Source organism: Rhizobium sp. BK176, assembly GCF_024808055.1.
The window spans coordinates 374,014-386,983 of record NZ_JANUBV010000003.1 but is presented as its reverse complement, the minus strand read 5'-3'; the positions used below and the strand labels follow the sequence as shown (position 1 = coordinate 386,983).

Genomic DNA, 12,970 nt, shown 5'->3' with positions numbered 1-12,970 from the left:
ACGCCGAAATCGGCGCCTGCATCACGAGGGATGGGGAATGTTCGGTCTATCGCCTGATTCTAAGTATGTTCTTGATGCCATTTCGAAGTCACAGGCCATCATCGAGTTCGACCTGAAGGGCAACGTACTCGCGGCCAATGAGAATTTCTGTGGTGCGCTTGGCTACAGCCTACCGGAGATCGTCGGCAAACATCACAGCATGTTCTGTGATCCAGCTTACACCGCCACTGCGGAATACCGCGAATTCTGGGCCCGTCTCGGCCGTGGCGAATATGATGCCGGCGCCTACAAGCGGCTTGCGAAGGGTGCCCGCGAAATCTGGATCCAAGCCTCCTACAACCCGGTCTTCAAGTACGGCAGGCCCTACAAGGTCGTCAAGTTCGCGGCTGATATCACGGACGTGAAGAAGAAGTCCATCGACGATGCGGGCAAGCTGGATGCCATTTCGCGGTCTCAGGCTGCCATCGAATTTACCCCTACCGGCGAAATCCTGACGGCAAACGAGAACTTTTGCAGTGCGATGGGTTACTCGCTCACTGAGATCACCGGCAAGCATCACGGCATGTTCTGTGACCCGGCGTATACCCGGACGGAGGAATACGCAAACTTCTGGCGCCGTCTCGCACAGGGCGAGTTCATCTCCAACGAATTCGTTCGTTACGGCAAGGGCGGCAAGGAAATCTGGATCCAGGCAGCCTATAACCCAATCAAGGACGCAAACGGCAAGGTCTACAAGGTCGTGAAGTTTGCGACCGACGTAACCCAACGAATGAGCGCGATTAGCCAGCTCGGCGAAGCGCTGCGCCATCTCTCCGAAGGCGATCTGACGAAAACGGTCGACTTGCCCTTCGTGCCGTCGATGGAACAGCTTCGCCATGACTTCAACGCGACTGTCATCAAGCTCGCCGAGACCGTGAAGACCATCGGCGAAAGCGTCCATGCGATTGCCGCCGGCTCCCGTGAGATCGGTTCCGCCGCCGATTCGTTTTCAAAGCGTACGGAACAGCAGGCCTCATCGATTGAGGAAACCGCTGCGGCGCTCGAAGAGATCACCACCACGGTCAATGACTCCAGCCACCGCGCCGACGAAGCTGGGAAACTGGTTGCCAAGACGAAGCAGGGTGCCGAACAATCCGGCCTGGTTGTCCGCAATGCCGTCTCTGCCATGGACCAGATCGAGCAATCTTCACGTGAGATCACCAATATCATCGGCGTGATCGACGACATTGCTTTCCAAACCAATCTCCTGGCGCTGAACGCGGGCGTCGAAGCAGCCCGCGCCGGTGAGGCTGGCAAGGGCTTTGCCGTCGTCGCTCAGGAAGTCCGCGAACTCGCGCAACGCTCGGCAAGTGCGGCAAAGGAGATCAAGTCCCTGATCACGACGTCAAGTGAGCTGGTGAGAAACGGCGTCAATCTGGTCGGCGAGACCGGAAAGGCGTTGGAGACGATCGTGGCGCAGGTTGGCGATATCAACGTGAATGTGGCAGCGATCGTCGAAGGCTCCAAAGAGCAGGCGACCGGTCTCAAGGAAATTAATCAGGCCGTTAATTCCATGGACCAAGCAACACAAAAGAATGCAGCCATGGTCGAAGAGAGCACGGCAGCAAGCCACAAGCTGGCTGGCGAAGCGGAGGCACTGCGCCGGCTGCTGGCTCAATTCCGCCTTGACGAAGCCCATAGTCCAAGGACCGTGCAGAAACATCCGGCCTCTCCGGCACGTCATCTGATCGCTCGCGTTGCCAAGGCGCATGGGGCCGCCCTTCCGGCCGTCGGCAGCTGGGAAGAATTCTAGATCACCCAAAACGCTCGATTAAAAACGGCCGGCAGCGAAACTCGCTGCCGGCTGTTCTGCACCCACCGAAGCACTCTAGTGCGATACTGTCGCCGCAGCCTCGGGGCGTTTGATCAAAGGGGCGGCCTGCACGACGAGCGGATTGAGGCCATGGCTTTCCCGTTCCATGATCTCGAACAGTTGCCGCCGCATGCGCGGCTCCCAGAATTTGTTGATATGCGTCGCCACACCCTCCGCGGCTTCGCTCTCCGGCTGGCTCTTGAAGAACGTCGCGATCTGATTGGCCATATAAACCAGTTTGGACTGCGTATCATGCGACATCGGAGATGGTTCCCGGTTGGATGCGCTGTGGATGCGTGAAAACTTCGAAATCCTCGCCGCGCACCAAGGCGACGAGGGTCATGCCGGCCTCATCGGCCGTTCGGATGGCAAGCGCGGTCGGTGCCGAGATAGCCACGAGCACCGGACTGCCGAGGATGGCCGCCTTCTGCACCATCTCGACGGACAGACGGCTGGTGACGGCGACGATGCCCTCAGCTCCCGGCTGCGGTTGGGCAATCACCGCGCCGCAAAGCTTGTCGAGTGCATTGTGACGACCGACATCTTCGCGCACCGCAAGTAGTCCCTTGCCCGGCACGTAGAAGCCGGCTCCATGTACCGCGCGCGTTTCGCGATGCAGCGGCTGTGCGCCATTCAGCAGCGAAACGGATTCGATGATGTCTCGATGGGTAATCTTAAGAGGGACTGCCGCCACATCGGGCACCTTGCGAACAGCCTGTTCGATCGACTCTATGCCGCAGAGGCCGCAGCCGACCGGTCCGGCCATGCTGCGTCTCCGTGCTGTCAGTGCCGTAGCGACCTCATCGACCAGCGTGATCTGAACGTCGATGCCCTTATCGCCCGCGACAATCTCGACTCCCGCGATCTGATCGACTTCGGAAATGATCCCCTCGGTGAGGCTGAAACCAATCGCAAAATCCTCGAGGTCCGCAGGTGTTCCCATCATCACCGCATGCGTGCTGCCACCATAGGAAAAGGCGATCGGCACCTCCTCCGGAACGATCCGCTCGCCGGGCGTGACGACACCGCCGCTACAGGCGGTGCGCTTCACGGCAACGCGGTTCGGCCGGTCAATCGTCACTCTGCGGGCTCCAGTTTGCTGACGATCCGACGGCTCTGCCGTGCCTGCTCGTCGTAGTCACGTTGCCAATCGGTCGGGCCGTTCGAGGGCGAAACCTGCACAGCCGTGACCTTGTATTCCGGGCAGTTGGTGGCCCAGTCGGAGAAATCTGTCGTGATGACGTTCGCCTGCGTGTCTGGATGGTGGAAGGTTGTGTAGACGACACCGGGCGCCACGCGATCGGTGATCAGCGCGCGCAGGGTCGTATCGCCCGAGCGGCTCATCAGCTTGATCCAGTCGCCATCGCGAATGCCGCGCTGTTCGGCATCGTGTGCATGGATCTCCAGACGGTCCTCCGGATGCCAGACGACGTTTTCTGTACGGCGCGTCTGCGCGCCAACATTGTACTGACTGAGGATGCGGCCCGTCGTCAGCAGCAGCGGGAAGCGCGGCCCGGTCCGCTCATCGGTTGCAACGTACTCGGTGCGGATGAACTTGCCCTTGCCGCGGACGAAGCCATCGACATGCATGATCGGCGACCCCTCGGGATGCGCTTCGTTGCAGGGCCATTGCACAGAGCCCATCTTGTCGAGATAGTCGTAGGAGACGAGCGCAAAGCTCGGCGTCGTCGCGGCGATCTCGTCCATGATCTCGGAAGGATGCGTGTAGTTCCAACCAAGGCCCATGGCCTGCGCCATCTTCTGCGTGACCTCCCAATCGGCATAGCCGTTGCGGGGGCTCATGACCTTGCGAACGCGGTTGATACGGCGCTCGGCGTTGGTGAACGTCCCATCCTTCTCCAGGAAGCTGGAGCCCGGCAGGAAGACATGCGCGTAGTTCGCCGTCTCGTTCAGGAAGAGGTCGTGAACGACGACGCACTCCATGGCGGCAAGGCCGGCCGCGACGTGCTTCGTATCGGGGTCTGACTGCAGGATATCCTCACCCTGGACGTAGAGGCCCTTGAACGACCCATCGACCGCTGCATCCAGCATGTTCGGAATGCGCAGCCCCGGCTCATTGCTGATCTTGACGCCCCAGAGCTTCTCGAAGATGTCGCGCGTCGCGTCATCGGAGATGTGACGATAGCCGGGCAGTTCGTGCGGGAAGGAGCCCATGTCGCACGAACCCTGAACATTGTTCTGGCCGCGCAGTGGATTCACACCGACGCCGGGACGACCGATATTGCCGGTCACCATCGCAAGGTTGGCGATCGCCATGACAGTTGTCGACCCCTGGCTGTGTTCGGTTACACCGAGACCATAATAGATTGCGCCATTACCGCCCTTGGCATAGAGACGCGCAGCGCCGCGCACGCGATCGGCCGGGACGCCGGTGAATTTCTCCGATGCTTCAGGGCTGTGATGCGGTTCGGCGACGAAACTTGCCCAGTCCTCGAATTCGGACCAGTCGCAACGCTCGCGAATGAAGGCCTCGTTGAACAATCCCTCGGTGACGATGACATGCGCCAGCGACGTCAGGATCGCGACGTTCGTGCCGGGCTTCAACGGTAGATGATAGGACGCCTCGACATGGGGCGAACGCACGATATCGGTGCGGCGCGGATCGATGACGATAAGCTTGGCGCCCTGACGCAGCCGCTTCTTCAGGCGCGAGGCAAAGACCGGATGGCCGTCGGTCGGATTAGCGCCAATGATGACGACGACGTCGCTCTGCTCGACGCTGTCGAAGTCCTGCGTGCCGGCGGACGTGCCGAAAGCCTGGCCGAGGCCGTATCCGGTTGGCGAATGGCAGACGCGAGCGCATGTATCGACGTTGTTGTTGCGGAAGCCGGCACGCACCAGCTTCTGAACCAGATAGGTCTCCTCGTTCGTGCAGCGAGACGAGGTGATGCCGCCGACCGAGTCGCGGCCATACTGATACTGGATGCGGCGGAATTCGGAGGCGACATGCGCGAAGGCCTCGTCCCAGCTCACTTCGCGCCAGGGATCGGTGATCTTCTCGCGGATCATCGGATTGAGGATGCGCTCCTTGTGGCTGGAATAGCCATAGGCGAAGCGCCCCTTGACGCAGGAGTGGCCGCGGTTCGCCTGCCCGTCCTTCCAAGGCACCATGCGCACCAGCTCTTCGCCGCGCATCTCCGCCTTGAAGGAGCAGCCGACGCCGCAATAGGCGCAGGTCGTAACGACGGAATGCTCCGGCTGGCCGATCTCGATGACCGACTTTTCGATTAGCGTCGCTGTCGGGCAGGCCTGCACGCAGGCGCCGCAGGAAACGCATTCAGACGAGACGAAATCCTCATGCATGCCGGCCGAAACGCGCGAATCGAAGCCGCGGCCCTCGATGGTCAGTGCGAACGTACCCTGGACTTCCTCGCAGGCGCGCACGCAGCGCGAGCAGACGATACACTTCGCGGGATCGAAGGTGAAATAGGGGTTTGATTCGTCCTTCGGCGCCCATTTGAGATTGAGGTCGCCGTTGTTGCGCGCTTTGACGTGATTGTCGCCATCATAGCCATAGCGCACGTCGCGCAGGCCGACGGCTCCCGCCATGTCCTGCAGCTCGCAATCGCCGTTGGCAGCACAGGTCAGACAGTCGAGCGGATGGTCGGAGATGTAGAGCTCCATCACGCCCTTGCGAACGTCCTTCAGCCGGTTCGTCTGCGTCGAGACCACCATGCCCGGCGCAACGGGCGTCGTGCAGGACGCAGGAAGGCCCGCGCGCCCCTGGATCTCGACCAGACAGAGCCGGCAGGAGCCGAAAGCATCCATCATGTCGGTGGCGCAGAGCTTCGGAATTTCGATACCCGCATCCATCGATGCGCGCATGACGGACGTTCCCTCGGGCACAGTCACCTGGTTGCCGTCGATGGTGAGCGTCACCATCGTTTCGGAGGTCGAGGCCGGCGTGCCGTAATCGGTTTCATGGACGAGAGGCATGGTCTTACTCCGCCGCTTCGATGAGAGGTGTGGGAACGAAATCTTCGGGGAAGTGCGTCATCGCGCTCATGACCGGATAAGGCGTGAAGCCCCCGAGCGCGCAGAGCGACCCGAATTTCATGGTGTTGCAGAGATCGGCAAGCAGCTCGCGATTCTTTTCCGGTTCGATGCCGCGGGCAATCTTGTCCGCCGTTTCGACGCCACGCGTCGAGCCGATGCGGCAAGGCGTGCACTTGCCGCAGCTTTCGACGGCGCAGAATTCCATCGCGAAGCGGGCCTGCTTCAGCATGTCGGCACTTTCGTCGAAGACGACGATCCCGGCGTGGCCGATCAACCCATCCTTCGCCGCGAAAGACTCGTAGTCAAATGGCGTATCGAACAGGGCGCGCGGGAAGTACGCGCCAAGCGGACCGCCGACCTGAACTGCCTTCACCGGCCGCCCGGATGCGGTTCCGCCAGCAATGTCATCGATCAGCTCGCCGAGCGAAATGCCGAATGCGGTCTCGAACAGACCACTATGTTTCACATTGCCGGCGATCTGGATCGGAATGGTGCCGCGTGAGCGGCCAAGGCCGAAGTCGCGGTAGTAGGCTGCTCCCTTGTCCATGATCACGGGCACGGAAGCGAGAGAAATGACATTGTTGATGACGGTTGGACAGTCGAAGAGGCCCTTGTGGGCCGGTAGCGGCGGCTTGGCGCGCACGATGCCGCGCTTGCCTTCAAGGCTGTTCAGGAGCGCCGTCTCCTCGCCACAGACATAAGCGCCCGCGCCGGTGCGGACTTCCATATCGAAGGTCTTGCCCGAGCCCAAAACCGACGTACCGAGGATGCCGGCACTGCGCGCGATATCGATTGCCCGGCTCATCGCCGCGATCGCATGCGGATATTCCGACCGCGTGTAGATGAAGCCCTTGGTGGCGCCCGTCGCAAGGCCGGCAATCGCCATGCCTTCGATCAGCACGAAGGGATCGCCTTCCATGATCATCCGGTCGGCGAAGGTGCCGCTGTCGCCTTCGTCCGCATTGCAGACGATGTATTTGCGCTCGCCAGGCGCGTCGAGCACCGTCTTCCACTTGATACCAGTCGGGAAGCCCGCGCCACCGCGGCCACGCAGGCCGGAATCGGTAACTTCCTTGACGACATCAGTCGGCAGCATCGAAACCGCGCGACGCAGGCCGGCGAGGCCACCGTGAGCCTCGTAGTCATCAAGCGAGAGCGGATCAGTGATGCCGCAGCGGGCAAAGGTCAGGCGTGTCTGGCGCTTGAGGAACGGCAGTTCGGCCACTTCGCCAAGACAGAGGGGATGACCCTCGCCCGTGGCCAAGCCCGCATCGAACAGCGAAACGACATCCTTCACCTTGACGGGACCGTAACCGATGCGCTTTCCGGAGACTTCGACCTCGACCAGCGGCTCCAACCAGTGCATGCCGCGCGAGCCATTGCGCACGATCTTGGCATCGAGGCCACGAGCGGCAATCTGCTCGGCGATCGCTTTAGCGACGCGTTCTGCACCCAGCGCCAGGGCCGCCGCATCACAGGGAACATAGATCCGGACGGTCATCGACGTGCCTCCGAAATCAGCGCCTCGAGATCGGCGGCGTCTACTCGGCCATGTACCTCGCCGTCCATCATCGCGGACGGCGAGCACGAACAGAGCCCAAGACAGAAGACGGGCTCGAGGGTGATCGCTCCGTCAGGCGTCGTGCCGTGCCAGTCGACGCCAAGCAGAACCTTCACGCGCTCGGCCAGCGCGTCGCCACCCATCGATTGGCAGGCTTCTGCACGACAGAGCTTCAGCACATGCCGGCCGGCGGGATGATCGCGATAATCATGATAGAAGCTGACGACACCATGCACCTCGGCGCGCGAAAGGTTCAGCTCGTTCGCGATAACGGGCAGCGCCTCTTGCGGGACATAGCCGAACTCATCCTGAATCTCGTGCAGGATCGGCAGCAACGGCCCTTCGAGATGCTTGAGTTGATCGATGATCGCGATCGTGCGCGTTGCGATATCGCCCTTGGCGACGTGGATGTTCATCAGCAGCCCTCCCACGGCCTGCAAATTGCACGTGGCGACGCTGGGCAGGCGGGCTTTCCTCAGAACCCTATGGCCGACAGAACCGCTCACGTCTGTTCATTATAGAACTTTCTCAGGGATGGACGAAGCGATCAATAATGCTGTTCCGTCAAACGATAGGAGATTCCTATCAGAATTCCGGTTCTTCGGCGAGAATTCGGGCCTCATGCAACAGAGCCGAGACCAACGGCGTGAACGGCTCACGATGCGTCGCAACCAGGCCGACAAGGTGATGCGCTCGCGGCTCGGTGATTGGAATCATCCGTATTTCTGCCGGAAAGCCAAAGGATTTCGCGACATTGCGCGGCATGATGCTCGCCCAGCGCCCAGTACGAACATGGGAAAAGAGCACGATCATCGAGTTTGACTCGAGCGTCGGATGTGCCGTAACACCGGCTTCAGCCAGGTGATGATTGATGATACGGCGGTTCTGCATGTCCGCCGTCAATAGGCAAAGCCGAAGACTACCCACTTCCTTCCAGGTAACGCTATCGCGATCGGACAAAGGGCTGCCGGCGGCGGTAATCAGGTTGTACTGCTCGGCATAGAGCGGCACGCTCGTCACCCGCCCAAGGGGCTCATTCTCCAGATAGGTGATCCCCGCATCAATCTCGAGATTTTCCAGCATGCTGAGCACCTGCAGGGAATTGCGGGAGACGATGGAAAACGTCACATCGGGGTGCCGCTCCTGAAATGGCGTCGTAATGCGCGGCAGCATCGCCAGCGCTGTCGGGATGACGGCGATCTTGATATGGCCTGAAAGCCCCTTGCGCGCCGCCCGCATCTCCTCGCGCATCGTGCGGGCATCGCCGACAATGCGCCGCGCCCATTCGAGCACGCGTTGGCCCTCAGGCGTCAGCCCCTGGAAGCGCGAGCCGCGTTGCACCAGCATCACGCCGAGCTGATCCTCGAGCTGACGAATGGCGGCGGACAACGTCGGCTGCGAAATACCGCATTCCTCGGCTGCGCGGCCGAAATGTTTCTCGTTGGCGAGCGCGATAAAGAATTCCAGCTTGTCGATCATCCGGCCTCCGCGCCGAACTGCGGCACACCGTCATCTTCACGTCCAGCGGACCGGTCCGCAAGGCCGGTTGTCAGTTGTCCTGCTTCCCCGGAAACATCGCCAACAGGAAACGTAGCAGCCCCGTCGTATCGGGATGGGCAACACTGTAATAGATGAGACGTCCGTCCCGGCGGCTGGAGACGAGACCATCCAAACGCAAGCGCGCCAGCTGCTGCGACACCATTGCTTGCTGAATGCCAAGGCTCTCCTCGAGCTCGCCCACAGTCTTCTCTCCCTCCGTCAGAAGGCAGAGAATGATCAGCCGCGTATGATGGGAAAGTGCCTTGAGAAAGTCGCTCGCTTCCCGCGCTCTAGCAGAGAGCTTCTGCAGATCCCGATCGGCCATGCCCGATCCCGGTGTAGGCAAATGCATTCTTTATCTCTGGTTGCATAAACAATATGTATGAAGCGTGACAATAACATATTCGCAGCAACCAGCTGTTTGGATCTGTCAAAATGCCAAAAAAAGTCCCGCCAGCTCAGCAGATCAGCTGGCCACCATTGATCTCAAGCACTTGACCCGTGATGTAACCGGAAAGCGAAGGCGCCGAAAGGAAGAGATAGGCGGGTGCGCAATCTTCCGAGGTGCCCAATCGCTGCAGCGGAATGGTCTTGCGGGTCTGCTCAAGCTTTTCTGCCGACGAATACCGTTGGTGGAAGTCGGTTTCGATCGTTCCCGGTGAAACGCAGTTGACGCGGATGCCGTCCGGCGCGAGCTCCCTTGCTAGCGCCTTCGAATAGGTTGCTACAAATGCCTTCGACGCCGAGTAGATCGCGGAACCGGGGCTGCCGCCCGTCAGCGCCGAAATCGAGACCGTGTTGACAATCGCCGCCTGCTGCGATGCACGTAGCGCCGGCAAAAGAGCTCGCGTTACCTCAACCACCGAGGTCTGGTTCAACCGGACGATCGTCTCGTATTGCTCGTCGGTCAACGCATCGGCGGGAAAGCGTCCGACCATGGTGCCGGCATTGTTGATCAATGCGTGGACGCGATCGAACGTGGCGCGCACCTTTTCAGCGAATCCTGTCGTGCCACCCGGTGTCGAAAAATCGGCTGTAACAAGAAACGCCCGGCGGTCCTCCTCCGCCGTCAGCAAGAAGTCCGGCAAATCACGCTCGGCGCTTCGCCCGAGGTGCACCAGCACGCGGGCGCCGCAATCGAGAAATTGCCGCGCGACTTCGAGGCCAATGCCCCTGCCGCCGCCGGTGACCACCACATTGCGGCTTTCGAACAGCTTGGGGTGAAACATTCATTCCTCCGGGACGCGCCGTCTACGGCTTCCATAGTGTGTTAATACGCAAGGGGAACGTCACTTAGACGTCGTTGGTTTCCAGCAGACGCGGACCCGGCCCATCTTTAGCCAGCCGGTCATACGGATTGCGCAGTGGGCAGCTTTCAACCGAGAGGCAACCACAGCCGATGCAATCCGTCAACCGATCGCGCAGGGCGACGAGCCGATCAATGCGAACATCGAGGTCTTGCTTCCATAGGAGGGACAGGCGCTGCCAATCGCCAGCGGTCGGCGTGCGGCCCTGAGGCAATGTTTCGAAAGCCGCCTGAATCTCCGCCAGGGGGATGCCTACGCGCTGCGCGACCTTGATGATCCCGAGGCGACGAAGCACATCACGGCCGAAGCGGCGCTGGTTGCCACGCGAACGAATACTGGAGATGAGACCCTTCGCTTCGTAGAAATGCAGCGCAGAGACGGCAAGACCGCTGCGCTCCGCGACCTCGCCAACCGTCAGCAGCTTTCGGAACGGATTGGGGGAGCCCTCTTCCATGACATCGACCTCAATGTAACTTGAGGTGTTGTAGCCGAACGTTCGCGTGACCGAAAGGCCATCGGAACACCGGGAGCCAAGGGGTCCCGGAAAACAAAAAGGCGGCCCTAAAAGGCCGCCTCATGACACCGTGACGGGCACGGGTTAGTCTTGGTCGATCACACCCCGAAGGTGCGTCAGTTCCATGATGTAGTGTTCGAGGCGCGACTTGTGCTCGTGATGAACGGCATCTGCGATTTCTCTTTGTGCCGCCTCAATGCGCAGCGTCAGTTCGTCCTTGGAGAGATCCTGAACAATGACGGCAGACTCTGCCAGCAGCGTGCAGCCTGTCGGCAGAATGTCGGCGAAACCGCCGAAAACAACGTAGTCCTGCTTCGAGCCGTTGGCCGAACGAACGCTGACGATGCCTGGCTTGATCGTCGTCATCGTCGGGGCGTGGTTCGCCATAACGGTCATCTCGCCGTCGGTTGCCGGAATGACAACTTCGGTCACCATCTCCGAAAGGAGCAGACGCTCGGGAGATACGAGTTCAAAATTGAAATTGTCAGCCATCAGTGACTTACCTTCTCGGCAGCTTCTGTATCTTGCAAATTGGTCCCGCAGAACGGGCAGTGCACTATCGCTTGATCAAGATACCCAAGACCCTCTTCGGTCTGGATCAATCCCACCACCATCATCATCTTGCCGTCGTCCGATCTGTAGATCGTCGGGGCAGCAGGGGCGGGAAGCTCTGCTGCGACCTCCCGAAGGGCGTCGCAGCAGAAGATCTCGTTGAGAGCGTCGCTCATCAGGCAGCTGCGGACAGCTTCTTGGCCTTCTCGATAGCTTCTTCCATCGAGCCGACCATGTAGAAGGCAGCTTCCGGCAGGTGGTCGTATTCGCCGTTGACCAGGCCCTTGAAGCCCTTGATCGTGTCTTCGAGCGCTACGAGCTTGCCCGGCGAACCGGTGAAGACTTCAGCGACGAAGAACGGCTGCGACAGGAAGCGCTCGATCTTGCGGGCGCGGGCAACGGCCAGCTTGTCCTCTTCGGACAGTTCGTCCATGCCCAGGATCGCGATGATGTCCTGCAGGGCCTTGTAGCGCTGCAGCGTCGACTGAACCTTACGAGCCACTTCGTAGTGCTCTTCGCCGACGACGATCGGGTCGAGCATGCGCGACGTGGAGTCGAGCGGGTCAACGGCCGGGTAGATACCCTTTTCAGCGATCGAGCGCGACAGAACGGTCGTTGCATCAAGGTGGGCGAACGACGTTGCCGGAGCAGGGTCGGTCAAGTCGTCGGCCGGAACGTAAATGGCCTGAACCGAGGTGATCGAGCCCGTCGTCGTGGTCGTGATGCGTTCCTGCATCTGGCCCATGTCGGTGGCGAGCGTCGGCTGGTAACCAACGGCGGAAGGAATACGGCCGAGCAGAGCCGACACTTCCGAACCTGCCTGGGTGAAGCGGAAGATGTTGTCGACGAAGAACAGAACGTCCTGGCCCTTGTCGCGGAAGTCTTCAGCGATCGTCAGACCGGTCAGAGCGACGCGAGCGCGAGCGCCCGGCGGTTCGTTCATCTGGCCATAAACGAGGGCTGCCTTCGAGCCTTCGCCACCGCCATGCTTGTTGACGCCCGACTCGATCATTTCGTGGTAAAGGTCGTTGCCTTCGCGGGTACGTTCACCCACGCCTGCGAAGACCGAGTAACCACCATGCGCCTTGGCGACGTTGTTGATCAGTTCCATGATGAGAACGGTCTTGCCAACGCCCGCGCCGCCGAACAGGCCGATCTTGCCGCCCTTTGCGTAAGGAGCGAGAAGGTCAACGACCTTGATGCCGGTAACGAGGATCTGTGCTTCGGTCGACTGGTCGACGTAGGCAGGCGCATCCTGGTGGATGGCGCGCTTGCCTGATGTAACGAGTGGACCAGCTTCGTCAACCGGCTCGCCGATGACGTTCATGATGCGGCCGAGCGTTTCCGGACCAACCGGAACAGTGATCGGGCCACCGGTGTCGGAAACCGACTGACCGCGAACCAGACCTTCGGTCGAGTCCATGGCGATCGTACGGACTTCGTTTTCACCAAGATGCTGCGCCACTTCGAGCACGAGGCGGTTGCCGCCGTTCGTGGTTTCGAGCGCGTTCAAGATCGCCGGCAGTTCGCCTTCGAAAGCAACGTCCACGACGGCGCCGATAACCTGCGTAACCTTGCCGGCGGAGCCTGCCGCGGCCTTCTTGGGGGTAGCTGCCTTAGCCATCTTC

13 protein-coding genes are annotated in these 12,970 nt (G+C 60.7%); 1 reads left to right on the top strand and 12 read right to left on the bottom strand.

Features of this window, described 5'->3' with window-relative positions:
* The first annotated feature begins 37 nt into the window (after positions 1 to 37).
* Positions 38 to 1,792: a methyl-accepting chemotaxis protein gene (locus FHT76_RS14605; protein ID WP_183863683.1), complete on the top strand. Its 1,755-nt coding sequence runs from the start codon at positions 38 to 40 to the stop codon at positions 1,790 to 1,792.
* Between the two features lie 75 nt (positions 1,793 to 1,867).
* Here the strand turns inward: FHT76_RS14605 and FHT76_RS14600 are convergent, their stop codons facing one another.
* The 12 genes from FHT76_RS14600 to atpD all read right to left on the bottom strand — a co-directional run bounded on the left by FHT76_RS14600 (position 1,868) and on the right by atpD (position 12,966).
* Positions 1,868 to 2,113, bottom strand: a complete 246-nt coding sequence (locus FHT76_RS14600) for a formate dehydrogenase subunit delta (RefSeq protein ID WP_016556555.1) — start codon at positions 2,111 to 2,113, stop codon at positions 1,868 to 1,870.
* A complete protein-coding gene (gene fdhD / locus FHT76_RS14595; protein ID WP_405049268.1) occupies positions 2,103 to 2,903 on the bottom strand; it encodes a formate dehydrogenase accessory sulfurtransferase FdhD in 801 nt (266 codons plus the stop codon). Before fdhD ends, FHT76_RS14600 begins: the two co-directional genes overlap by 11 nt.
* A 26-nt stretch (positions 2,904 to 2,929) precedes the next feature.
* Complete coding sequence (fdhF, locus tag FHT76_RS14590; protein ID WP_259126868.1) at positions 2,930 to 5,809, bottom strand: formate dehydrogenase subunit alpha; 2,880 nt, start codon at positions 5,807 to 5,809, stop codon at positions 2,930 to 2,932.
* A gap of 4 nt (positions 5,810 to 5,813) precedes the next feature.
* Positions 5,814 to 7,370 (bottom strand): NADH-quinone oxidoreductase subunit NuoF, encoded by a 1,557-nt coding sequence (locus FHT76_RS14585; RefSeq protein ID WP_183863685.1) that lies wholly within the window; start codon positions 7,368 to 7,370, stop codon positions 5,814 to 5,816.
* Positions 7,367 to 7,846 carry a formate dehydrogenase subunit gamma gene (locus FHT76_RS14580; RefSeq protein ID WP_183755208.1) on the bottom strand — a complete coding sequence of 160 codons (480 nt, stop codon included), beginning with the start codon at positions 7,844 to 7,846 and terminating at the stop codon, positions 7,367 to 7,369. Before FHT76_RS14580 ends, FHT76_RS14585 begins: the two co-directional genes overlap by 4 nt.
* A gap of 169 nt (positions 7,847 to 8,015) precedes the next feature.
* The gene (locus FHT76_RS14575) at positions 8,016 to 8,909 is read right to left on the bottom strand and encodes a LysR family transcriptional regulator (protein ID WP_183755207.1); all 894 of its coding nucleotides are present in this window, start codon (positions 8,907 to 8,909) and stop codon (positions 8,016 to 8,018) included.
* A 70-nt stretch (positions 8,910 to 8,979) separates the two neighbouring features.
* Positions 8,980 to 9,321, bottom strand: a complete 342-nt coding sequence (locus tag FHT76_RS14570; RefSeq protein WP_183863686.1) for a helix-turn-helix transcriptional regulator — start codon at positions 9,319 to 9,321, stop codon at positions 8,980 to 8,982.
* 106 nt (positions 9,322 to 9,427) lie between these two features.
* Positions 9,428 to 10,198, bottom strand: coding sequence for an SDR family NAD(P)-dependent oxidoreductase (locus FHT76_RS14565; RefSeq protein ID WP_183863687.1), 771 nt, complete (start codon positions 10,196 to 10,198; stop codon positions 9,428 to 9,430).
* A gap of 64 nt (positions 10,199 to 10,262) precedes the next feature.
* Positions 10,263 to 10,730 (bottom strand): redox-sensitive transcriptional activator SoxR, encoded by a 468-nt coding sequence (soxR, locus tag FHT76_RS14560; RefSeq protein ID WP_016556563.1) that lies wholly within the window; start codon positions 10,728 to 10,730, stop codon positions 10,263 to 10,265.
* A 144-nt stretch (positions 10,731 to 10,874) separates the two neighbouring features.
* Positions 10,875 to 11,282, bottom strand: coding sequence for a F0F1 ATP synthase subunit epsilon (locus tag FHT76_RS14555; RefSeq protein WP_016556564.1), 408 nt, complete (start codon positions 11,280 to 11,282; stop codon positions 10,875 to 10,877).
* A complete protein-coding gene (locus FHT76_RS14550; protein WP_016556565.1) occupies positions 11,282 to 11,518 on the bottom strand; it encodes a hypothetical protein in 237 nt (78 codons plus the stop codon). Before FHT76_RS14550 ends, FHT76_RS14555 begins: the two co-directional genes overlap by 1 nt.
* Entirely contained in the window at positions 11,518 to 12,966 is a 1,449-nt protein-coding gene (gene atpD, locus FHT76_RS14545) for a F0F1 ATP synthase subunit beta (protein WP_183863688.1), read from the bottom strand. The genes FHT76_RS14550 and atpD overlap by 1 nt, the downstream gene beginning before the upstream one ends.
* Positions 12,967 to 12,970: the final 4 nt, after the last annotated feature.